Genomic DNA, 22148 nt, shown 5'->3' on the forward strand with positions numbered 1-22148 from the left:
ATCGAGTAATTCTCTCAGAGACACTTATGCCTTCCCATCGGACTCCTCAGAATCAGATTTTTCGGGTTTCAGTAACGGGAACGCAATCACGTCGCGAATGCTAGGGGCATCAGTCAGCACCATGACTAATCGATCGATGCCGATTCCCAATCCTCCAGTTGGTGGCATTCCATACTCCAATGCGGTGAGAAAGTCTTCGTCAACGCCTTGCGCTTCGAGATCGCCAGCCGCTTTACGATCGGCTTGTGCCTCTAGTCGCGCTCGCTGATCTAACGGATCAGTTAACTCTGAAAAACTGTTTGCAGTTTCTCGCCCGACGATGAATAGCTCAAACCGTTCGACTAGCCCAGGCTTTGAGCGATGGGGTTTTGCGAGGGGCGAAATCTCGATCGGGTAATCCAAAACAAAGGTCGGCTGAATCAGAGTATCTTCGACTTTTTGCTCAAAGGCTTCATTGAGGAGGTTCCCGATCGAGACGCATTTCTCAATGTCGTGAAGTCCCGCCGCTTTTGCTGCGACTTTTGCCTCGTCCAAACTTTGGAACTGCGAGAAATCGACTCCCGTTTTTTCGTGAACAATTTCGTGCATTGTGACTCTACGCCAAGGAGGAGTCAAATTGATTGCTTCGCCCTGGTAGATAATCTTTAAAGTCTCCAGAACTTCTTGAGCGACAGTGGTGACGATCGCCTCGGTCAGCGCCATCATGTCGTAATAGTCGGCGTAGGCTTGGTAAACCTCGATCGTGGTGAACTCTGGATTGTGCCGCGTCGAAATGCCTTCATTTCTGAAGATGCGACCCAGTTCAAAGACTTTCTCAAAGCCTCCGACGATTAAGCGCTTGAGGTGCAACTCGGTGGCGATGCGGAGATAAAGCTCCATATCCATCGTGTTGTGATAAGTGGTAAACGGACGCGCATCCGCTCCTCCCGCTTCTGACAGAAGGACGGGCGTTTCGATTTCGATAAAGCCTTGCTGATCGAGATAGCGACGAATTCCAGCCGTGATCAGGGCACGACGACGGAAGGTTTGCCGCACTTCAGGGTTGACAATCAAATCAACATAGCGTTGACGATAGCGTTTGGCGACATCGGTTAAGCCGTGCCATTTGTCGGGCAACGGCAGCAGCGATTTGGTCAACATCACATAGTGATTGACGTAGACCGAAAGTTCGCCTTTTTCGGTGCGCTTGATGGTGCCGTTTGCGCCGATGATGTCGCCTGCGTCAGTGAGTTGCTTGAGGTGGTCAAATGCCTGTGGGTCAGCGTCGCCCATGTTGGCTTGAATGCGCGTTTTGTCGAGATAAAGCTGAATCGTGCCCGTCTCATCTTGCAGCGTAAAAAATGCCAGCTTGCCGAAGACGCGCCGCGCCATAATTCTGCCCGCGATCGCCACTTCGACTTCGACTTCTTCGCCACTGGCTAAGTCAGCATATTTCTCTTGCAGTTCGGCGGCGTGATGGGTTGACTGCCACTTATAAGCGTAGGGGTTTACGCCCAGTTGCTTGAGTTGCTCAACTTTTTCGAGGCGAGTAGCGCGAAGATCGTCTGACATGGCTTAAAAATTCCTGGATACGCAGCCAAGAAGCAGGGTGCAACTGAGGCTAATAGCAGCTTTCTATTATAAGGGTGAAGGCTACGGGAACGTGGAGTAAACCTTTTGCGTTTGTGGGGGCGATCGCATCAAAAATTGAGTACAGCACTCAAGGCACAGAAAATGCTGAGGGAACACCTCCGGTGCAGGGAACCTGTGCGCTGACAGCCATACTGAAGCAAATATGCGAAAAGATTCCGCCTATCTATCCAAATGAGCGTAATATGCAGAAAGATTCTGTCTATCTACCTCATTCGGGGTGCTACGCAGAAACCATCTGCCTATTCACCCGTTTTGGCGTGATATGCGGAAACTTTCTCTCTAAAAAGAAGTTAGACCAGAGATGATGTGTTTTCATAACCAATGTCAAAAATTTAAGTTTAGGTATGGGATTTAAGCTTAAGACTTTCTCTGAACAAAAAAATAATGACTATTCTAAGTAAGCTAAATAGTTATATGGGCCTCGCTGACACTGATTATTTAGCTTCACGTCTACTTATTCTCTCTGGACTTCCTCTCCAGGGGCTTGCGAAAGCTTCAGAAGCTATTGAAAAGCAGTTCAAGCTGTTCTTTGCGATTTTTGAACGCATACAAAATGGAAGAGAAATTTCTCAGAGAGAGTTACGGCAATATGGCCATAATTTACTTGATCAGCTAAATTCATACAATCAGCTTATCCCACAGGAGCATAGATTAGGTGAAGACTGGAAGGAGTTGATGGTGATGCTCAAGGACTCATATAATCTAAGATATCCAGAGCATTGGAAGGAAGTACACCTACCAATCGAGCTGAGTAAGCTTGATCAAGCATATACTTATCTACGAAATAATAATGTTAATAACTTACCTCAAGAGATAAGAAGTCGAGGTGAATCATTTGGCACATTTTTAGGAGATATATGGACTGAAGATTATATTCTAAGAATAGAAAAAATGGGTCTTAAAACACCATATGAGATTCTTGAATTGAATAATAATTCCTATGAAAACTTAAAGATAAAGGCTGATAAATCCAGCAGATCTACTTGAGGGCAGACAACCAAAAAAACACAGGTATTCTAGTCTAAATGTACTTAGAACTGTCAGCAATTTATGATTTTTGTTCAGTCAATTTATGGTTTTAAGTCTAAGTTTAACTAATAATATGGTGCAATTGAAGTCTAGCTTTTGTATGTTTGGGTGTTTTTAGAGTATTGGGCGATAGCTTTTCATTCAGCAGACAAAATAAATCGCGCTGACGGTAAAATAAGCAAAGTGTTTCAGTTCGCTCTACTGCACAAGTCTAACCACTGCATGCAGGCGGAACGGATTGTTAAGCTATCTTCACGCTTATTCTGCATCGCCGTCCGCTGATGCAGATGCCGTTAGTGCGTCAGATCCAAAAGCCAAAGTTAAGTTTTAGATGCGATCGCTCTGTTCCCATTCCCGATCGCAATCGCTTTGATTTCACGACTCTCGACTCGATCGCCTGTACCGTTCACGCACCAAGCTCAGTCGCCTTTGGAACCTTGATGGCATTCAAAGGGGTGGATGGCGATCGAAAAATTCTTCCTCTACCCGAATTGCCAACATGATTGAGCGGTTTAAGCTGAGTGCGGCGATCGTGGCGCGTCCTATAGCAGTTAAACCAACCACTTCGACACCCTTCCAGCCGAAATGTGCTTTCCAAATTTGCTGGCGAGGGTTAAAGATTGACACCACTTCACCTGTTTCTGGATCTTCGATCCGTTGTCGGGCACCCTTGCGTAAAGAACACGATACACAGGCAAGGGCTAAATTAGTGGCTATGGTTGCGCCACCCGCAGTTTCAGGCACGATGTGATCAACATGAAACGTGGCAACTTGCCCGGTTTGAGACAAACCACAATATTCACACCGATTCCCCGATCGCTGGATTACTAATCGCCGTAAAGCAGCAGGTATTGTCGTCATTCTTAATGAGTCACACGCTGCGATCTGAGACGAAGTAAGGACAAAAACTCTACTAATTCGACTAACCCTTCAGCCTCTTGTTGTTCTGCTTGGGTTAATCCTTCACCTGCGTCTTGGCGATCTAAAAGTGAAGTGAGCCGCTCTTTGACCCCTACGGGGAGTTGAAAGTAGGCTAGCTCGATCGGTATTTGAACAAGTTCAGCCATAATTCAGAGTTTAAGCAAGATTACAGTCAAAACTATCGTAAATCAAAGTGCGTTGTCACAGCGGTACAGCAATATCTTGATGGCATTAAAGTGGTGGATGGCGATCGAAAAATTCTTCCTCTGCCCGAATTGCCAACATGATTGAGCGGTCTAAGCTGAGTGCGGCGATCGTGGCGCATCCTGTAGCAGTTAAACCAACTACTTCGACACCTCTCCAGTCGAAAGGCGTAGTGGGTTCGCTACCCATGATCCAGGACAGCAGGCTGTGAGTCAGAATCAAGATAAGCGAGGATACTGAGGCATTAGCCTTTAATTGACCTGAGCTTTATTATTCTGGGAGTTGCTCTATGTCTAGATTGCTGGTAACGCGGTATCAGGCAGACGTTGAAGAAATCATTCGATATGGGGGTTCTCGTAAAGAGACCAGCATTCGCAATGCGTTTGAGCGACTGCTGAACGACTATTGCAAGCCCCGCAACTATCTGCTGATCCCAGAATTGGACTTTAAGACAAAGTTCAACACAACGGTTTTCCCAGATGGCACGGTGAAGGATGCGATTCGGCTAGAGCATGGCTGGTGGGAAAGCAAAGACCAATACGATCGCCTTGACGACGAGATTGAGAAGAAGTTTGCGAAGGGCTACCCCGACGAAAATATTCTGTTTGAAGACTCTCAGACTGCTGTTTTGATTCAGCATAGTCAAGAGGTTGCCCGTGTCTCAATGAAAGATGCTGATGCGCTCGATCGGCTGTTAAACGTCTTTGTAGACTATGAACGCGCTGAGGTGCGAGACTTTCGATCGGCGATTATCAAGTTTAAAGAAGACATTCCCCATATTCTCGAAGCGCTAAGAGACATTATTGGTCAGCAAGAAGCGACGAGTACACCCTTTAGAGAGCGTCGCAACACGTTTCTAGAAGTCTGTCGCCAGTCGATTAACCCCGAAATCGAAGTTTTTGACATCCATGAGATGTTGATTCAACACATTCTTACAGAGGATATTTTTACCAACATTTTCCATGAGTCGCAGTTTCACAGAGAAAATAACATTGCGCGGGAACTGTCGGAAATTATCAACACGTTTTTTACCGGAAACACTCGCCGCAACACGCTCAAGAGCATCGAACACTATTACGCGGTGATTCGTCGCAAGTCTGAGAATATTGCGAACCACCACGAAAAGCAAAAGTTTCTCAAGGCAATCTACGAAAACTTTTACAAGGCGTATAACCCTAAAGCAGCCGATCGCTTGGGGATTGTCTACACGCCGAATGAGATTGTGCGCTTTATGATTGAGAGTGCCGATCATCTAGTGCATAAGCACTTTGGTAAGCTGTTGAGCGATCCGGGCGTAGAGATTTTAGACCCCTGCACAGGCACAGGAACCTATGTGACAGAACTGATTGAATATTTGCCTGCGGATAAGCTGGAGCATAAGTATAAAAATGAGATTCACTGTAATGAAGTGGCGATTTTGCCCTATTACATTGCTAATTTGAATATTGAGTTTACCTATCAGCAAAAGATGGGAAAAATATGAGGAGTTTAAGAATATTTGTTTGGTGGATACGCTGGATCACTGCGGGTTTGAAGGGAAGCAGTTTGATTTGTTTGCCATGAGTGTGCAGAATACAGCAAGGATTCAAGAGCAGAACGATCGGACTATTTCTGTGATCATCGGCAATCCACCCTACAACGCGCATCAAGAAAGCTTTAACCAGCGCAACGCTAATCGTCTCTATAAAGGCATTGATAAAGCAATTAAAGAGACCTACATCAAAGAGGGAACGGCTCAAAATCAAATTGTTGTTTACGATATGTATGCTCGTTTCTTTCGATGGGCGAGCGATCGGCTCGGTCAAAATGGCTTAATCGCTTTCGTTACTAACCGATCGTTTATTGACTCTAAAACCTTTGACGGGTTTCGCAAGTCTGTTGATAAGGAGTTTGATTATGTCTATATTGTTGATACTCAATCGGATGTGAGGAATAATCCGAAGATTTCGGGCACAAAAAACAATGTGTTTGGCATTCAAACCGGAGTCGCTGTGATGTTTTTGATCAGGACGCGCAGAGACAAAGCAATATGAAGGCGCTTCAGGAGATTCAAAGACAGCTAGAAATAGGGAATTTTGAGTTTACGCGACACGCTCTTAAACGCTCGATCGAACGAAATATTAGTAACCAAGAAATTAGAGAAATTGGGGGAAATGTTGAAATTATTGAAGATTATCCAGAAGACAAATATTCGCCGAGTTCTCTTCTGATGGGCTTTACTCAGGTCGATCGACCGTTACATATTCAGATTTCACGGGTCGAGTCAGACACTCTAAAGATCATTACTTTATATGAGCCAGATCAAAATGAATGGATTGATTGCAAGACCAGGAGGAAATAATGTTTAAGTGTCATATTTGTAGCTCAGAGGAATCTTATACAGAGCTTGTGAGCGAAATCTTTCAAATCGACGGAAAGTTTTATCTCGTTGAGAAGATTCCGGCTACGGTGTGTTCTCGGTGCGGTGAAGAAATCTTTAGCGGAGAAACCACCGAACGAATTCGAGTCATGTTGCATGGAGATATGAAACCCGCTAAGTCAATTTCTGTAGATGTTTTTTCTTACCAACCTGAACCAAAGGCTTCTTGATCATGAGGGCAAAAATCTTTTATTTTACGCTGCAAGATGAGCAGACCAAGGAAGAAAAGCTCGATTGGTTTGAACGGACGAAGTTTGAAGAGATTCCGTTTGACCATATCACACCCGATCAAAAGGCAAATTGGATTAATTTAACCGATAACGATTTTGATACTTTTTTGCCGTTAATTGATAAGGAGGTGAAAGCAGGGCGATCGCAACAGGCGGTTTTTCAGCTTTTCTCGCGTGGTGTTGCAACTCAACGCGACGAGTGGGTTTACGACTTTTCAAAAGATGCTCTGATTGAGCGAATGAAATATTTTGTTGAAGTGTATAGCGATCGATTGGAGAATGGAGTAGAGAGAGAGTTAGATATTAAATGGGATCGAGAGCTTGAAAAGTATTTAGATCGTAGAATTTCTAAAAAGTTTGAGCTTAAAACTATTGTATCTAGCTTATGTAGACCATTCTTTAAACAATATTTCTATTTTGATAAGCATTTTAATGGAATGACTTATCAGTGGTTCGATATTTTTAATTCAAGAGATTCTGAAAACCAATATATTGCTTTTGTTGCGCCTGGGTGTACAAAATCATTTCACTGTTTAATCGCTAATTCGTTGCTTGATTTACATCTGACAGGCGATTCTCAATGTCTTCCCCTCTACCGCTACGAAGACGGGAGCCGCATCGACAACATCACCGACTGGGGTTTAACCCAATTTCAAACTCACTACAGCGATCCCACCATCACCAAACCCGACATCTTCCACTACACCTACGCCGTTCTCCACCATCCCGCCTACCGCACCAAATATGAACTCAACCTCAAACGCGAATTTCCCCGATCGCCCTTCTACGCCGACTTTAATCAATGGGCAACCTGGGGCAAAACCCTGATGGATCTGCACCTAAACTATGAAACCATCCAACCCTATGGCTTAGAACGTCAAGAAATCGCCACCAAAGAAAAGCCCAAAGCCAAACTCAAAGCCGACAAAACCCAAGGCGTAATCATCCTAGATGAAAACAGCCAACTCACAGGCATTCCCGCGATCGCCTGGGACTATAAACTCGGCAATCGCTCTGCCCTCGAATGGATTCTTGATCAATATAAAGAGAAGAAACCCAAAGACCCGACGATCGCCAAACTCTTCAACACCTACAAATTTGCCGACTATCAAGAACAGGTGATTGACTTGCTCGATCGGGTTTGCACCGTCAGCGTCAAAACAATGGAAATCATTCACCAAATGCCAGCAGAATAAAGATAGAAGTTGAAAACACACCATGACACAAGCACTTGAACAACGCACCTATACTCGCGAAGAATACCTGGAACTTGAAGTAGCTTCAGAGGAACGTCATGAATATGTAAATGGAGAAATTAAGCTCATGACCGGAGGAACCCCTGATCACAACGATATTGCTGGCAATCTATACATTTTGATCAAACTTGCCCTGAAAGGAAAGCCGTATCGAACTTTTTATACCGATCAACGCCTTTGGATTCCCGGTGGTAAATCCTCTCCCGAAGGGACACGCAATCTTTATACTTATCCCGATGTGATGGTTATCGAAAAGCCTCTACAGCTTCAAACGGGGCGTACTGATACAGTCACGAATCCTTGCTTTATTGCTGAAGTGCTATCTAAATCAACGCAGGATTATGACCACGGCGAAAAATTCTCTGCTTATCGCACCATTGATAGCTTCCGCGAATATCTTCTCATCGATCAATACAAGATTCATGTAGAACATTATGTTAAAACGGCTGCTAATCAATGGCTGCTCTCAGAATATGACGAGCCGAATATCACATTGTCATTGTCTACTTTTGAAACTCAAATCGAAATCGTCTCTCTCTATGAAAACATTGATATTGACACCTTATAAAACGATGAGCGCGATCGAGTTACGCCTGAGACAAATTGAGGATACGATCAACGATCGCTCCTTAAGAAAACTGCACCGCAATCCGTTCCACTCGACAGATTGAGAAACTTGTTGAGTAGGGAACGATCGCCGATCGTAAACGCGAAGCTAAATTCGGGCGTTGCTGAATCGATCGATGAAGCACAGATCTTGCCCTCACCCTAGCCCTCTCCCTAATGGAGAGGGGACAAGAGTTCTGGCTCCCTTCTTCCTGGGGAGAAGGGTTGGCGAGGGCTTGCCCCACTTCGTGAGGAGGGCATTTCATATCTACATTCAGCAACGCCTAAATTCGTTCGCGATTGGGTACTTCATCTTCATACGATGTCTTTAGCGTCTTATTGTGAGTACTCGTTCGATGCAAATTCTTAAGACTGATGTATTAGTAGTAGGTGGCGGCACTGGAGGAACAGCGGCAGCGATTCAAGCGGCTCGACGCGGAGTCAGCACGATCGTAGTCAGCGAGTTTTCTTGGTTAGGCGGAATGTTGACAAGCGCAGGAGTGTCTGCACCAGACGGCAACGAGTTAGCCGCCTTTCAAACCGGGATTTGGGGCGCATTCCTAAAAGAGTTGCAGCAGCGTCAGCCAGAAGGGTTAGACAACGCCTGGGCGAGTTTCTTCACCTACGATCCGCGAGTTGGGGCAGATATTTTTGCCGATTGGGTTGCCAAACTTCCAAATCTGACTTGGATTCAAGCACAAACGCCCCTAGAGGTTTTAAAAGAGGGCGATCGAGTCATCGGCGTTCGCTTCGCAGACTTCACGATCTTCGCCAAAATCACCCTCGACGGCACCGAGCTTGGCGACTTGCTGGCACTCGGAGACATTCCACATCGCTGGGGCTGGGAGTTTCAGACTGAATGGGGAGAACCCAGTGCGCCGATCGCACCCAACACCCTCACCAAAACCTATCCGGTTCAAGCTCCGACGTGGGTGGTCGTGCTTCAAGACTTTGGCAAAACCGGACTGGCTCCAAAAATTCCGGCACCGCCTCACTACGATCGAGCCAAATTTACCCAAGCGTGGGCAGACCACGGAGCCGAAGCGTTCTTGGACTACGGACGCTTGCCCGGAAACCGCTTCATGATCAATTGGCCGATCGCAGGCAATGACTATGGAGAAGGCGTTGAGCGACTGATCGGCTCGACAGCGGAGCGATCGCAGTTCCTTCAAGAAGCGCTCTGGCACACTCAAGGCTTTGCCCACTTTATCCAAACCGAGTTAGGACATTTTGGTTTAGCAGAGGAGATTTTTCCCGTCTCAACGACTCTAGGAGGGAATGCCTATGCCCTTCATCCTTACTATCGAGAGAGCCGAAGACTTGCAGGGTTAGCCACCGTTCGAGAGCAAGATTTGTTACCGAAAGGACAGGTCGCCCCGCTGCCGATCAGCACTACGGCTCAGGGGTGCGAGATTGCTGAGAATAGTTGCCAGTCGATCGCCATCGGCAACTACGTCAATGATCATCACTACCCCAGTGGCGACATTTCATTACAGCCTAAATCAATTCGCTGGGGCGGACGCTGGACGGGCACCCCCTTCACGATTCCCTACGGGGCGTTAGTGCCACAAGTCACCGATGGTTTTTTAGCGTGCGAGAAAAACATTTCGGTTTCTCACATTGCGAATGGAGCGACTCGCCTTCAGCCCGTTGTCTTAGGAATTGGACAAGCCGCAGGAATGGCAGCCGTCTTGTGCGTTGAGCAAGCCTGTCAGCCCAGAGAGTTGTCGGTGCGATCGCTGCAAAATGCTCTTTTAGAAGACCCGATCGCGCCTGCTGCCATTATTCCTTTTTTCAATCTGACCCCCAATCATCCTGACTGGCTCTACTGGCAACACTATTACCTAAACGCTCCAGAGGCATACCCCAGCAGTGGAAATTGTCCCATTCGCACCTTACCTCACCCGTCAGCCGCCCCACCAAACTTCTCTGGCACGTTTCACCGACACGCCGAGCAAGACTATACGATCGTTTTAGAGAACTTTTGTGAGCCGAATCAAGTCAAAGAAGAGTGGGCATTAGTCACCCTTAAGCCAGAGGTTGATCAACAGTTAAGCCAACATGAACACGGAGATGCTATTTCTATTTTCGGTAGCATAAACTTCAGTGGACGCTGGATCTTAGTAGATTCTGTTTTTCCGTCCGCCCCAGCATATAAGGGTTGAGGTTCTCAGCACAGAATTTAATACATAGGACTACTGAATTTAGAAAAGTCACATCAGTTTATCCTGATCACCTAATAGAGGGTCTGTATCTGTAAATAGATACACCGAACTAGACCTAACCTATGCGTGCTCAAACCTCTGTCACTCTAATCAGTTTGCTTCTCGGTTCCGTAGCCGTAGGTCTTCACCAGGTTGAGTTTTTACCTGGGCTGAAGCAGATTTCCCTCACCTCTTTGCTGACTCACTCAGAGCCACAAAGCTACTATCTCGCCCATCGGGGAAGCGGACGGATTGAAAGTCGTTTTAATCCTCCGTTCAATACTCAAAACGTCGCTTAACTTACGGTTTAAGCATTGATTATATTCTGTTCCCTGAGATTTCTTGACACAAATTCAACTCAAAAATGGAAGCTCCTACATCCGAGATCGCTTCCATTTTTGCTTTCAATGATTAATTTTTTAGCCTATGTGGGAATAGTTAAGAAACAATACTTAACACTAACTGACTCTAACCATTCAATCTTTCAAGATAGTTAGGGTCTCAGTGCATTCATAGATATATTGAGTATTAGCTCTTTCGGAGATTTTTCCTGACATGATCAATGACATCGATCTGATCAAGCTCCTCAGCCCTAGCGCGATGGATCAGATCATGCTTTATCTTGCCTTCAGCGCGATGCGGACGAGTGGACACCGACATGGGGCTTTTTTAGATGCAGCCGCAACCGCCGCAAAATGCGCTATCTACACCACCTATTTAGAGCAAGACAGCAACCTGCGAATGACCGGGCATCTGCATCACCTTGAGCCAAAGCGGGTCAAAGCGATCGTAGAAGAAGTCAGACAGGCATTAACTGAAGGAAAGCTGCTGAAAATGCTGGGTTCGCAAGAACCTCGCTACTTGATTCAACTCCCCTACGTTTGGTTAGAGCAATATTCTTGGCAACCTGGGCGATCGCGGGTTCCTGGGACAAACCTTAACTCCGATGAAAAATGCCACATTGAGCAAAAGTTGCCGCCTAACTTACCCGATGCCCAATTAGTCAATTCATTCCAGTTTCTCGACCTCATCGAGTTTCTTCATACTCGCTCTCAAGAAGACTCGCCTCAAGATCAGCAGATGCCCATGAGCGAAGCCCTAGCAGAACATATCAAGCGTCGTCTGATTTATTCGGGCACTGTCACCCGCATCGACTCACCGTGGGGAATGCCGTTTTATGCTCTCACCCGCGCCTCCTATTCACCGGATGGTCAAGAAGAACGCGCCTACGTCATGGTAGAAGACACGGCTCGATTTTTTAGGCTGATCAAAGACTGGGCAGACCGTCAAACTCAAGTGATGCGAGTTTTAGAAGAATTAGATATTCCACCAGAGCGCATCGATCGGGCGCTTGAAGAACTTGATGAGGTGATCCGCGAATGGGCAGACCGCTATCACAGAGACGGCGGTAAGCCCTTTGTCGTGCAAATGGTTATTGGCTCTAGCGAGTGACGACCTTAAGGCAAGTCAGTGCTGCCCATGAGATAGCGATCACACTCACGAGCCGCACCGCGACCTTCGTTAAACGCCCAAACGACCAAGCTTTGCCCCCGCCGACAGTCGCCAGCCGCAAACACTCCACGAAGGCTGGTGACATACTTCTCATGGTCGGCTTTGACGTTGCTGCGGGCATCTCGATCGACTCCCAGCGCATCAAGCAGGGGTTGCTCAGGTCCTAAGAAGCCCATCGCCAACAGGACAAGCTGCGCGGGTAACACTTTCTCAGTGCCAGGAATGGGCTGCGGGATAAACTGTCCCTTCTCGTTTTTCTCCCACTTGACCTCGATCGTGTGGACGGCTTTGACTTGTCCATTTTCGTCCCCCTCAAAATGGGTTGCGGTCGTGAGATAGCCGCGCGGATCGTCGCCAAATTTAGCAGCAGCTTCTTCTTGTCCATAGTCGAGGCGATAGACTTTGGGCCACTCAGGCCAAGGGTTGTCAGGGGTGCGCTCTTGTGGAGGCTGAGGCAAAATTTCGAGCTGGACGAGGCTCTTACACCCGTGACGAAGGGAAGTTCCTACGCAGTCGGTTCCGGTGTCGCCGCCGCCGATGATCACCACGTCTTTGTCTGCGGCGGAAATGAAGTTGCCATTGCTGCTCTGATTCAAAATGGCTTTGGTGTTCGCGCTGAGAAAATCCATTGCGAAGCGAATGCCTTTTAAATCGCGACCTGCGATCGATAAGTCACGCGGCTTAGTTGCTCCGACGCACAGCACAACCGAATCAAAGTCTTTGAGCAAATTTTCGACGGGCAAATCCTTGCCGACCTCGGTGTTGCAAACAAAGGTCACGCCTTCCTCTTCAAGCACTTTGAGGCGACGCAGCACGACTTCTTCTTTCTCCAGCTTCATGTTGGGGATGCCGTACATCAGCAGTCCGCCCGGACGATCGGCGCGTTCATAAACCGTGACCCAGTGACCCGACTTGTTTAGCTGTGCCGCCGCCGACAGTCCGGCAGGTCCTGAGCCGATGATGGCAACTTTTTTGCCCGTGCGTTTGGTGGGCGGTTCGGGCTTGATCCAGCCTTCGCTCCAGCCTTTATCGACGATCGAGCATTCAATATTTTTAATGGTGACGGGCGGATTGTTGATGCCCAAAACGCACGAGCCTTCGCAGGGTGCGGGACAGACGCGACCCGTGAATTCGGGAAAATTATTGGTTTTATGCAGACGATCGAGCGCTTCGTGCCACAGTCCGCGATAGACCAAATCGTTGAACTCAGGAATCAGATTATTCACAGGGCAACCGCTTGCCATGCCGCTAATCAACGTGCCGCTGTGGCAAAACGGGATGCCGCAATCCATGCAGCGTGCGCCTTGAGTGCGGAGTTTGTCTTCGGGCATCGGCTGGTGAATGTCGTTCCAGTCTTGAATGCGATCGAGGGGCGATCGATCCGAGGGCAACTCGCGCAGAAATTCGATAAAGCCCGTTGGTTTTCCCATGATGGTGTCTTATAGATGGTGATGATTAAGGAAATGGAGGCAAAAAATATTGCCCCAGAGGATATGAGAAGGTTAGCTGCCACCAATTCGGGCGACATCGCGAGAGTTTTCTTCAAAAGCGGCGGTGAGTGCGTCGTCACCACTTAAGCCAGCCGCGATCGCCGCAGAAATCGCTTGCAAAACCCGCTTATAGTCTTTGGGCATCACCTTGACAAACTTGGGCAGCATGTCCTCCCAGTGGGCGAGAACGTTGGCAGCTTTTTGGCTTTGGGTATAGTCAGCGTGCTGCTGGATCAGTTGCCGAAGATCGGCGATTTCTTCAGCATCCTCTAGGGTTTCGAGTCCGACCATTTGCTGATTGCAGCGTGTCGCAAAGTCGCCCTGCTCATCAAGAACATAAGCAACGCCTCCGCTCATGCCTGCTGCAAAGTTGCGTCCGGTTTTGCCCAAAATCACGACTTTGCCGCCCGTCATATATTCGCAGCCGTGGTCGCCAACGCCTTCCACGATCGTGTTCACGCCAGAGTTACGCACCCCAAAGCGTTCGCCGACCATGCCTCGGATGTAAACTTCGCCAGAGGTCGCCCCATAAAGCGCCACGTTTCCGGCGATGACGTTCTCCTCGGCAGCGAAAGTGGACTTTGCTGACGGGTAGAGAATGATTTTGCCGCCGCTCAAGCCTTTGCCGAGATAGTCATTGGCATCGCCTTCGAGTTTGAGGGTGACACCTTTAGGCACAAATGCGCCAAAGCTCTGACCCGCACTGCCCTGGAAGTGTAGCTGAATGGTGTCTTCGGGCAAGCCGTGCCAGTGACGTTTGGTGATTTCGTTGCCGAGAATGGTGCCAACTGCGCGGTTTACATTCTTGATGGGCAGTGTGGCTGAGACGGATTCGCCAGTCTCGATCGCCCCTTTGCACAAGTCGAGCAGCGTCGTGATATCGAGGGATTTGTCGAGTCCGTGATCTTGCGGAATCTGACAATAGCGACCCACTTCGTCACCAACTTCTGGCTGATAGAGAATTTTCGAGAAATCGAGTCCTTTTGCCTTCCAGTGTTCGACGGCTTGCTTGGGTTCGAGAACATCGGTGCGTCCAACCATTTCGTCGATCGTGCGGAAGCCCAGTTTTGCCATCAGTTCACGAACTTCTTGGGCGATGAAGGTCATGAAGTTAACCGTGTGGGCAGGATCGCCCGTGAAGTTCTTCCGCAGGAGTGGATCTTGCGTCGCGACTCCGACCGGACAGGTGTTGAGGTGACACACGCGCATCATGATGCAGCCCAGCGTCACGAGGGGAGCCGTCGCAAATCCAAATTCCTCAGCGCCGAGCAGGGCGGCGATCACGACATCGCGTCCGGTTTTCATCTGTCCATCGGTTTCGACGACGATGCGGCTGCGAAGGTTGTTGAGAACCAGCGTTTGGTGCGTTTCCGCGAGTCCGAGTTCCCAGGGTAAGCCAGCGTGTTTGATCGAGGTTTGCGGCGATGCGCCTGTGCCGCCATCGAATCCAGAAATCAGCACTACATCGGCGTGAGCTTTGGCGACTCCGGCGGCGATCGTGCCCACTCCCACTTCTGACACGAGCTTGACGCTAACTCGTGCGGCTCGGTTGGCGTTTTTCAAATCGTGAATCAACTCGGCGAGGTCTTCGATCGAGTAAATATCATGGTGCGGCGGGGGCGAAATTAGCCCGACTCCGGGGGTTGAGTGACGCACTTTGGCAATCCAGGGATAAACTTTTTTGCCGGGAAGCTGTCCGCCTTCGCCCGGTTTTGCGCCCTGTGCCATTTTGATTTGAATTTCTCGCGCCTGAGATAGATAAAGGCTTGTCACCCCAAAGCGACCCGATGCCACTTGTTTAATGGCGCTGTTTTTAGAGTCGCCGCGATCGTTTGTCCAGGTGTAGCGATCGGGGTCTTCGCCACCTTCGCCCGTGTTGGATTTGCCGCCAATCCGGTTCATGGCGATCGCCAAGGATTCGTGTGCTTCTTGAGAAATCGACCCGTAGCTCATCGCGCCCGTTTTGAAGCGCTTGGTGATCGATTCGATCGATTCCACGTCTTCGATCGGGATCGATTCGCGCTGCTTAAATTCCAGCAGTCCGCGTAGGGTGTAGTGTTTTTGACCTTGCTCATTGACTAGAGCAGCGTATTGCTTATAAGCGTCGTAACTGCCAGTGCGAACCGCTTTTTGCAAGGTGTGAATCGTTTCGGGGCTAAAGAGGTGCGCCTCGCCTTCTTTGCGCCACTGATATTCGCCGCCCACATCCAGCGTGTGACCGTTGACCTCGCGATCGGGAAACGCATGATTGTGTCGCAGCGCCGCTTCTTTGGCGATGACTTCGAGATCTGCGCCTTCGATCCGAGAAGCCGTCCAGGTGAAATATTGATCGACAATCGACTGATTTAGCCCGATCGCTTCAAAGATTTGGGCACCGCGATAGCTCTGAATCGTCGAAATTCCAATCTTAGAGGCGACTTTGGTGACTCCTTTAGTAGCAGCTTTGACGTAATTCTTACACGCGGTTTTGTAATCGACGTTGACCAACAATCCCTGATGAATCATGTCTGCCATCGACTCAAACGCGAGATAGGGATTGATCGCCCCGCAGCCGTAGCCAATCAGCATCGCGTAATGATGCACCTCGCGGGGTTCGCCCGATTCGAGGACAAGTCCGACTCGTGTGCGAGTGCCTTGTCGAATCAAATGGTGATGCAGTCCCGCGACCGCAAGCAGGGCGGGGATCGGTGCCTTGTCTGCGTTTATGCCGCGATCGGAAAGAATCAGAATATTCACGCCTGTCTCGATCGCTTGGCTTGCCCGATCGCAAATCTCATCCATCGCCCGTTCAAGTCCAGTTGCGCCAGTTTTGGGATCGAAGACGATCGGCAGCGTCACCGATTTGAATCCGCCCTCATGAATATGCTTGAGTTTTGCCAATTCCTCATTGCTGAGAATCGGCGTTTTGAGTTCGATCAGATGACAGCTTTCTGGCTCTGGCTTAAGGAGATTGCGCTCCGATCCGATCGTCGTCTCGGCTGACGTAATAATCTCTTCGCGAATCGAGTCGATCGGCGGATTGGTGACTTGGGCAAATAGCTGCTGGAAATAGTCGTAAAGCAATTTGGGTCGATCGGACAGGACGGACAGAGGCGTATCAGAACCCATTGCCCCGATCGCTTCTACGCCATCTCGCGCCATTGGAGCCAGCAATAACCGCAAATCTTCAAAGCTATAGCCAAACGCCGTCTGACGCTGAATGATTGGCGTGAATTCTTGATCGTCCTCTGGTGGCGCATCTTTCACTGTGGCAAGTTCGACCATGTGCTGGTTGATCCACTCGCGGTAAGGATGCTCGGTGGCAACCTGGTTTTTGATCTCGTCATCCGCAACAATTCGCCCTTCTTTCAGGTTGACGAGAAACATTCGCCCCGGCTCTAGACGACCTTTTAAGGCGATGCGCTCAGGCTCGATCGGCAGCACTCCAACCTCAGATGCCATGATCACGAGATCGTCTTTGGTCACGTAATAGCGAGAGGGACGCAGCCCGTTGCGATCGAGCACCGCGCCCACCATCGTGCCATCGGTAAAGGCGATTGAGGCAGGACCATCCCACGGCTCCATTAGGCAAGAATGATATTCGTAAAACGCTTTTTTCTCGTCGCTCATCGACTCGTGCGCCGTCCACGGTTCGGGGATCATCATCATCATCGCGTGAGGCAGCGATCGACCCGATAACACCAGCAGTTCGAGCGCGTTGTCAAAGATCGTGGAGTCGCTGCCCTCAACGTTGATCACAGGCTGAATCTTCTGCATGTCGTCGCCAAACAGCTCCGACTCAAACAGTGACTGACGAGCGTTCATCCAGTTGATGTTGCCGCGCATCGTGTTGATCTCGCCGTTGTGCGCGATGTAGCGATAAGGGTGCGATCGCTCCCAGCTTGGAAAGGTGTTGGTGCTAAATCGAGAATGCACCAGCGCCAGCGCGCTTTCGAGGTCGGGGTCGCTGAGTTCGGGGTAATATTGCCCGACTTGCGCGGTCATCAGCATTCCTTTATAAACGATCGTGCGACACGACAGACTCGACGGATACCAGCACGAGTCGATGTGAGTCGCTCGAATGGCATTGTGCGATCGCTTGCGAATTACATAGAGCTTTCGTTCAAAATCGAGGTCGTTCGCCAGCCCCGCAGCGCGTTGAATAAACACCTGCTGCATGAACGGCTCACTCAACTTTGCCGTCTCACCTAGCGACTCGTTATTCGTCGGTACATCGCGCCAGCCGAGAACTTTTTGACCTTCTTCTGCCACAATTTGCTCAAAAATCTGCCGACTCTGACTGCGAGTGGCGCGATCGGGCGACGCATAAATCATGCCCACGCCATACTGTCCTGCGTCGGGTAGCGCGATATTTTCGGCGGCTGCCACCCGCTTGAGAAATTTGTGAGGCACCTGCATCAAAATGCCCGCCCCGTCTCCAGTATTGGTTTCGCACCCACATGCGCCGCGATGCTCAAGATTCACAAGAATGGTCAACGCTTGCTCGACGATCGCGTGTGATTTTTCGCCCTTCATCTGCACGATAAACCCAACTCCGCAGGCATCGTGCTCGAACTGCGGATCGTAGAGTCCCTGTTTTGGCGGCAGTCCGTTGCTATTCATTCAGATAAACCTAAAAAATGACGAAGTAAAAAGTGAGCATCTAGAGCGCGGGATGCGACAACTCCAGACATGGATTTTCTAACGAAGATAGTCGATCGAGGTCAAATCTTAATGAAATCGTCAGATCCGACAATTCAAGCCCCCGCTCTTTATCCCGCTAGTTTAAGCAGTGTGTGTGAGCATCGCTGCCCTCGAAATCCTTCTCAGCAGAGAGTTTAAGAAGGCGATGTTTCTCCTTATCTCTTCAGTAGACGACACAATTTCTGGCTTATGAAATTTTTGTAACAAATACTTACTAAATCATCACGTCACTCAAAAAACTGCTGTTCTTTAATCAATACTCCGGACATTTTTTTGAACGGTTCCACAAGGCTTTCAGAGTTTATGGTTCAAGGATCGAGCTATTTTTTCAAAGTTAGCTCTGCCTCTGACTTGGAAAAAAAGATCTTGTCCACGGCAGAATAAGGGTTTGAGCCTTAAAATCTGCTCAAATTTTGTCCGGAGTATTGTTAATGAGAGCAGCGTTAAAGATTTAAGGGTTTGTCGATCGTGGTTTGAGACTCTATTTGTGTCGCGTTTCAAGAATCTACATATAAATTGGCACAGTCTGCTAGAAGCCGATCTAGTCATTTCACTAGGTTTATAGAAACTTTAAGTGATTTAGAACCGTGAATCAAATGAGATCCGAATTTGCCCTCACCCCAACCCTCTCCCTGAGGAGAGGGAGCAAACTCTAGTTCCCCTTCTCCCCAGGGAGAAGGGGTTAGGCGAGGGCTTTGCCCCACTTCGTGAGGAGGGCAAATTCGGCTTGTACCATTCCCGAAGTTGTTTGATCCACGATCCTTAACGATGCAAACACTGAGAAAAATCTGGCTTGTCTCAAGGCTGTAGGAGTTTCTGTGGGGTGAAACTTGATCGGAATATCGACCAACCATGAAGCGCATCGTCAATCGGGGATCTAAAATAGAAGTAGTTGCGTTTGGCGAGTGGCATTTATCGAGACTGTCTACGGAAATCTTCAAGGCTTAAAGTCCAGTCAGCTTAAACAGTTGCAGCGTTTATATCATCAGCGCTTACCGGGCGATCGCATCACGACCACAGAGTTTGCCCAACGACTGGCGGCAATCAGCACCGAGATCGCTCAGCCTGTGTGTGCGTACATCAATCGCCGAGGTCAGGTGCTGCGCGTCGGGGTCGGCAACCCGCGCCAAACTCAGATTCCTCCAGCAGAGTTGCCGCGCTATGGAGCAGAGCGGCTGTGTGGAATTCGGTGTGTGGCAACGCAGCTTAAGCAAGACCCTCCGGGCGAGTCGGCGCTGACCGCGATGGCGATGCAGCGATTGGATGCGCTCGTGACGTTGATGCTCACAGGAGGCGGATTTGAGCGACGAGGCGGGGGCGCAACGGGCTACATCAAAGGCGCATATCTGGCGCATTTAGTGCCTCACCCAGAAGCCACTTGGACGGTTTCGCCTGTGCTGAACCTGGATGAGATCGCCGAGCAAGATTTAATTGAGTTGGTCGAAGGGTTAGAAGCTGAGTTTCGACGCGAATATACGGCTCAACAGGTCGATCGCGATCACGATCAGGTGCTAGTCGTCGGATTGCTGACAGATAATCGATCGCAGCAAGCGTTTCGAGATGGGCTGGCAGAACTAGGGCGGCTGGTCGAAACGGCGGGGGGAGAAGTCTTACAAACGCTGAAGCAAAAGCGTCCGCGTCCCCATCCTCAAACCGTCGTCGGTGAAGGCAAAGTGCAGGAAATTGCGCTCACGGCACAGACGAGCGGAGCCAGTTTGGTCGTGTTCGATCGCGATCTCTCTCCGACGCAAGTCCGCAATTTGGAGGCGTTAATTGGGGTTCGGGTCGTCGATCGCACTGAGGTAATTCTCGACATTTTCGCCCAGCGTGCCCAGTCAGGTGCGGGCAAATTGCAGGTCGAACTGGCACAGCTTGAATATCGCCTGCCTCGACTGTCGGGGCGAGGTCAAGCGATGTCTCGATTAGGCGGCGGGATTGGAACTCGCGGTCCAGGTGAAACCAAGTTAGAGACAGAACGACGATCGATTCAACGTCGGATTACGCGATTGCAGCAAGAAGTCACCCAACTTCAGGCGCACCGTGCGCGAATGCGTCAGCGCAGACAGCACGAAGAAGTGCCTTCAGTTGCCGTGGTTGGCTACACCAATGCCGGAAAGTCCACGTTGTTGAATGCGCTCACCAATGCCGAAGTCTACACGGCTGATCAGCTATTTGCGACGCTTGATCCGACGACTCGGCGGCTGAAGGTGATTGACTCGGTGAGTCAGGAATCGATTTCGCTGCTGCTGACCGATACAGTAGGGTTTATTCACGAGTTGCCGCCGTCGCTGGTCGATGCGTTTCGCGCCACATTAGAGGAAGTCACCGAAGCCGATGCCCTGCTGCATGTGGTAGATTTGTCGCACCCAGCTTGGCAAAATCAGATCCGATCGGTGATGAAAATCCTGTCAGAAATGCCGATCGCGCCCGGTCCTGTTCTCTTGGTGTTCAACAAAATTGACCAAGTGGACGGTGAAAATCTGAGTTTGGCGCAAGAAGAGTTTCCGCAAGCGGCGTTTATTTCTGCCAGCGATCGACTGGGGTTAGAAACGCTGCGACAGCGGCTGTGTCAGTTGGTGAAATATGCGGGTGCCGTCCGCTAAGGATCGTGGATTAAATAACCTGTAAGACTTGTAAGCGTCTTCTGCCCTCCTCACGAAGTGGGGCAAGCCCTCTCCAAGGAGAAGGGAGTTAGAGTCTTGTTCCCTCTCCTTGGGGAGAGGGCTAGGGTGAGGGTGAGAAGTCACACCTTAATAGATTCACATTCCTACGCTCCCTCCCCAGCCCTCTCAGTAGGGAGTTCAACGATGAAAACGGTCTGCATGGTTTGACTCTCAGCTCGGATTTCGCCCCCTAGCTGCTCGACTAATTTCTGCGCAAGTGCCAAGCCCAACCCAGTTCCACCTCGCTGCCAGCGATCGCTGTTAGGAATGCGGTAGAACTTCTCAAAGACACGGGTCAAGACAGTCGCTGGAATTTCAACACCAGAATTGCAAACGGTCAGCGTCACTCGATCGGGTGCAGTCGGCTGAGTTGCACAAACGGTCACAATAATTGAGCCTCCAGGTGGAGTGTATTTGCAGGCATTGGTGAGCAATTCTGTGACCACTCGCCCTAGCTCTAGTGGATTAGACATCAAGGGCGGTAAGTTGGAGGCAATCTCAAGCTGCAGCGTTTGCTGAGGGTGCGACCTCTACTTGATTTAGTAGGTCAAGCATGATATCACTGAGTGAGGCAACCAAGAGGTGGTGAGTATGAGCGCTCAATTGCTGAGTCAAGAAGGGACGCAAGTCAGGATAGAAGTGACGATAGACCTGAGTCATTCGCTGCTGACCAGTGAAGAAGCGATTCAGGAAAGCCTCAACGAGGCGGGTCGTATTGCCACTACAGCCGCTCTTGAGTATCTGGACACCGACGGTTCAGCCATTGAGATTGCCGGAGAGGTGATGCGAACCAAAGGCAAGCAGCCCAAAGCGTATCAAACGCCCTACGGAGAAGTCGTGATTGAACGCCATGTCTATCAGCGCTCTGGAGGCGGGAAAACGGATTGTCCGCTAGAGCGAGCGTCTCGCATCATCATCACCTCCACGCCTCTGTTTGCGAAACAAGTGTCCTCGAAACTGGCGTATGGTTCCGCCCGAGACGTGCAGCGAGACTTGGCTGAGAATCATCAACGCCCGGTCGCCGTGTCCTACATCCAGCGTCTCAGTGAAGCGGTGGCCACGATCATTGAGGTGAAAGAAGAAAGTTGGGACTATGTGCCCCCTCAACTAGACGCTGAAATTGCCAGTGTTGCCATTGGCTTAGATGGCACCTGTATGCTGTTGTGCGACACCGGATGGAGAGAAGCCATGGTCGGCACTGCCCATCAGTCTGTATGACGCGTTTGGAGACCGACAACACACCATTTATATGGGAGCCACCCCCGAATATGGCAAGGCGACGTTTCTGGAACGGCTAGA

21 protein-coding genes are annotated in these 22148 nt (G+C 49.6%); 13 read left to right on the forward strand and 8 right to left on the reverse strand.

Annotated elements, in window-relative coordinates; all coding sequences use genetic code 11:
* Positions 1-24 precede the first annotated feature (24 nt).
* A complete protein-coding gene (gene lysS, locus A8707_RS20040) occupies positions 25-1551 on the reverse strand; it encodes a lysine--tRNA ligase (protein ID WP_068818981.1) in 1527 nt (508 codons plus the stop codon).
* A gap of 465 nt (positions 1552-2016) precedes the next feature.
* Between lysS and A8707_RS20050 the strand changes: the two genes are divergently transcribed.
* Positions 2017-2619, forward strand: coding sequence for a hypothetical protein (locus tag A8707_RS20050; RefSeq protein WP_068818983.1), 603 nt, complete (start codon positions 2017-2019; stop codon positions 2617-2619).
* Positions 2620-2942: 323 nt separating this feature from the next.
* Complete coding sequence (locus tag A8707_RS28450; RefSeq protein ID WP_156518761.1) at positions 2943-3164, forward strand: hypothetical protein; 222 nt, start codon at positions 2943-2945, stop codon at positions 3162-3164.
* Here A8707_RS28450 and A8707_RS20055 read toward each other — a convergent pair.
* The 3 genes from A8707_RS20055 to A8707_RS28455 form a co-directional block, all read right to left on the reverse strand.
* On the reverse strand, positions 3109-3522 hold the full coding sequence (locus A8707_RS20055) for an HNH endonuclease (protein ID WP_068818984.1): 414 nt from the start codon (positions 3520-3522) through the stop codon (positions 3109-3111). The two genes, A8707_RS28450 and A8707_RS20055, sit on opposite strands and share 56 nt — an antisense overlap.
* A 2-nt stretch (positions 3523-3524) precedes the next feature.
* Positions 3525-3728 carry a hypothetical protein gene (locus A8707_RS20060; RefSeq protein WP_068818985.1) on the reverse strand — a complete coding sequence of 68 codons (204 nt, stop codon included), beginning with the start codon at positions 3726-3728 and terminating at the stop codon, positions 3525-3527.
* 85 nt (positions 3729-3813) lie between these two features.
* Complete coding sequence (locus tag A8707_RS28455) at positions 3814-4008, reverse strand: hypothetical protein (RefSeq protein ID WP_231948223.1); 195 nt, start codon at positions 4006-4008, stop codon at positions 3814-3816.
* Positions 4009-4075: 67 nt separating this feature from the next.
* Between A8707_RS28455 and A8707_RS20065 the strand changes: the two genes are divergently transcribed.
* Genes A8707_RS20065 through A8707_RS20085 form a run of 6 tightly spaced genes read left to right on the forward strand, consistent with a single transcriptional unit; the run spans position 4076 to position 8259 of the window.
* Entirely contained in the window at positions 4076-5269 is a 1194-nt protein-coding gene (locus A8707_RS20065; protein ID WP_231948224.1) for an N-6 DNA methylase, read from the forward strand.
* A gap of 22 nt (positions 5270-5291) precedes the next feature.
* Complete coding sequence (locus tag A8707_RS29870) at positions 5292-5819, forward strand: Eco57I restriction-modification methylase domain-containing protein (RefSeq protein WP_231948225.1); 528 nt, start codon at positions 5292-5294, stop codon at positions 5817-5819.
* Positions 5816-6127 (forward strand): DUF4258 domain-containing protein, encoded by a 312-nt coding sequence (locus A8707_RS20070; protein WP_068818986.1) that lies wholly within the window; start codon positions 5816-5818, stop codon positions 6125-6127. Before A8707_RS29870 ends, A8707_RS20070 begins: the two co-directional genes overlap by 4 nt.
* The gene (locus A8707_RS20075; RefSeq protein ID WP_068818987.1) at positions 6127-6375 is read left to right on the forward strand and encodes a YgiT-type zinc finger protein; all 249 of its coding nucleotides are present in this window, start codon (positions 6127-6129) and stop codon (positions 6373-6375) included. The genes A8707_RS20070 and A8707_RS20075 overlap by 1 nt, the downstream gene beginning before the upstream one ends.
* 2 nt (positions 6376-6377) lie before the next feature.
* Positions 6378-7631 (forward strand): type ISP restriction/modification enzyme, encoded by a 1254-nt coding sequence (locus A8707_RS20080; protein ID WP_068818988.1) that lies wholly within the window; start codon positions 6378-6380, stop codon positions 7629-7631.
* Positions 7632-7653: 22 nt separating this feature from the next.
* A complete protein-coding gene (locus tag A8707_RS20085) occupies positions 7654-8259 on the forward strand; it encodes a Uma2 family endonuclease (RefSeq protein ID WP_068818989.1) in 606 nt (201 codons plus the stop codon).
* Between the two features lie 61 nt (positions 8260-8320).
* On the opposite strand, the gene A8707_RS30330 is transcribed toward A8707_RS20085, so the two are convergent.
* Complete coding sequence (locus A8707_RS30330) at positions 8321-8443, reverse strand: hypothetical protein (protein ID WP_269452749.1); 123 nt, start codon at positions 8441-8443, stop codon at positions 8321-8323.
* 195 nt (positions 8444-8638) lie between these two features.
* Between A8707_RS30330 and A8707_RS20090 the strand changes: the two genes are divergently transcribed.
* The 3 genes from A8707_RS20090 (at position 8639) to hetR (ending at position 11953) form a co-directional block, all read left to right on the forward strand.
* On the forward strand, positions 8639-10462 hold the full coding sequence (locus A8707_RS20090) for an FAD-dependent oxidoreductase (RefSeq protein ID WP_331711731.1): 1824 nt from the start codon (positions 8639-8641) through the stop codon (positions 10460-10462).
* A gap of 122 nt (positions 10463-10584) precedes the next feature.
* A complete protein-coding gene (locus A8707_RS20095) occupies positions 10585-10800 on the forward strand; it encodes a hypothetical protein (protein ID WP_068818991.1) in 216 nt (71 codons plus the stop codon).
* A gap of 256 nt (positions 10801-11056) precedes the next feature.
* Positions 11057-11953: a heterocyst differentiation master regulator HetR gene (gene hetR, locus A8707_RS20100; protein WP_068818992.1), complete on the forward strand. Its 897-nt coding sequence runs from the start codon at positions 11057-11059 to the stop codon at positions 11951-11953.
* Between the two features lie 5 nt (positions 11954-11958).
* Here hetR and gltD read toward each other — a convergent pair whose 3' ends face one another.
* Both gltD and gltB read right to left on the reverse strand, forming a co-directional pair.
* The gene (gene gltD / locus A8707_RS20105; RefSeq protein WP_068818993.1) at positions 11959-13443 is read right to left on the reverse strand and encodes a glutamate synthase small subunit; all 1485 of its coding nucleotides are present in this window, start codon (positions 13441-13443) and stop codon (positions 11959-11961) included.
* A 72-nt stretch (positions 13444-13515) separates the two neighbouring features.
* Positions 13516-18105 carry a glutamate synthase large subunit gene (gltB, locus tag A8707_RS20110; protein WP_068818994.1) on the reverse strand — a complete coding sequence of 1530 codons (4590 nt, stop codon included), beginning with the start codon at positions 18103-18105 and terminating at the stop codon, positions 13516-13518.
* A gap of 986 nt (positions 18106-19091) precedes the next feature.
* Between gltB and hflX the strand changes: the two genes are divergently transcribed.
* Entirely contained in the window at positions 19092-20789 is a 1698-nt protein-coding gene (gene hflX / locus A8707_RS20115) for a GTPase HflX (RefSeq protein ID WP_231948226.1), read from the forward strand.
* A 164-nt stretch (positions 20790-20953) separates the two neighbouring features.
* On the opposite strand, the gene A8707_RS20120 is transcribed toward hflX, so the two are convergent.
* Positions 20954-21322 carry a sensor histidine kinase gene (locus tag A8707_RS20120; protein ID WP_068818995.1) on the reverse strand — a complete coding sequence of 123 codons (369 nt, stop codon included), beginning with the start codon at positions 21320-21322 and terminating at the stop codon, positions 20954-20956.
* Between the two features lie 118 nt (positions 21323-21440).
* On the opposite strand from A8707_RS20120, the gene A8707_RS20125 reads away from it, so the two are divergent.
* The gene (locus A8707_RS20125; protein ID WP_068817839.1) at positions 21441-22067 is read left to right on the forward strand and encodes a hypothetical protein; all 627 of its coding nucleotides are present in this window, start codon (positions 21441-21443) and stop codon (positions 22065-22067) included.
* The last annotated feature ends 81 nt before the right edge of the window (positions 22068-22148 follow it).

It is taken from the genome of Phormidesmis priestleyi BC1401, assembly GCF_001650195.1.
Classification (GTDB): Bacteria; Cyanobacteriota; Cyanobacteriia; order Leptolyngbyales; family Leptolyngbyaceae; genus Phormidesmis_A; species Phormidesmis_A priestleyi_B.

Coding starts and splice junctions, on each gene's coding strand:
- A8707_RS20050 (WP_068818983.1), top strand. CDS start 2,017: ATGACTATTCTAAGTAAGCTAAATAGTTATATGGGCCTCGCTGACACT.
- A8707_RS20125 (WP_068817839.1), top strand. CDS start 21,441: ATGAGCGCTCAATTGCTGAGTCAAGAAGGGACGCAAGTCAGGATAGAA.
- A8707_RS20070 (WP_068818986.1), top strand. CDS start 5,816: ATGAAGGCGCTTCAGGAGATTCAAAGACAGCTAGAAATAGGGAATTTT.
- A8707_RS28450 (WP_156518761.1), top strand. CDS start 2,943: ATGCAGATGCCGTTAGTGCGTCAGATCCAAAAGCCAAAGTTAAGTTTT.
- A8707_RS20095 (WP_068818991.1), top strand. CDS start 10,585: ATGCGTGCTCAAACCTCTGTCACTCTAATCAGTTTGCTTCTCGGTTCC.
- hetR (WP_068818992.1), top strand. CDS start 11,057: ATGATCAATGACATCGATCTGATCAAGCTCCTCAGCCCTAGCGCGATG.
- A8707_RS20060 (WP_068818985.1), bottom strand. CDS start 3,728: ATGGCTGAACTTGTTCAAATACCGATCGAGCTAGCCTACTTTCAACTC.
- A8707_RS20055 (WP_068818984.1), bottom strand. CDS start 3,522: ATGACGACAATACCTGCTGCTTTACGGCGATTAGTAATCCAGCGATCG.
- A8707_RS20120 (WP_068818995.1), bottom strand. CDS start 21,322: ATGTCTAATCCACTAGAGCTAGGGCGAGTGGTCACAGAATTGCTCACC.
- lysS (WP_068818981.1), bottom strand. CDS start 1,551: ATGTCAGACGATCTTCGCGCTACTCGCCTCGAAAAAGTTGAGCAACTC.
- A8707_RS20075 (WP_068818987.1), top strand. CDS start 6,127: ATGTTTAAGTGTCATATTTGTAGCTCAGAGGAATCTTATACAGAGCTT.
- gltB (WP_068818994.1), bottom strand. CDS start 18,105: ATGAATAGCAACGGACTGCCGCCAAAACAGGGACTCTACGATCCGCAG.
- A8707_RS20080 (WP_068818988.1), top strand. CDS start 6,378: ATGAGGGCAAAAATCTTTTATTTTACGCTGCAAGATGAGCAGACCAAG.
- A8707_RS20085 (WP_068818989.1), top strand. CDS start 7,654: ATGACACAAGCACTTGAACAACGCACCTATACTCGCGAAGAATACCTG.
- gltD (WP_068818993.1), bottom strand. CDS start 13,443: ATGGGAAAACCAACGGGCTTTATCGAATTTCTGCGCGAGTTGCCCTCG.
- A8707_RS20065 (WP_231948224.1), top strand. CDS start 4,076: ATGTCTAGATTGCTGGTAACGCGGTATCAGGCAGACGTTGAAGAAATC.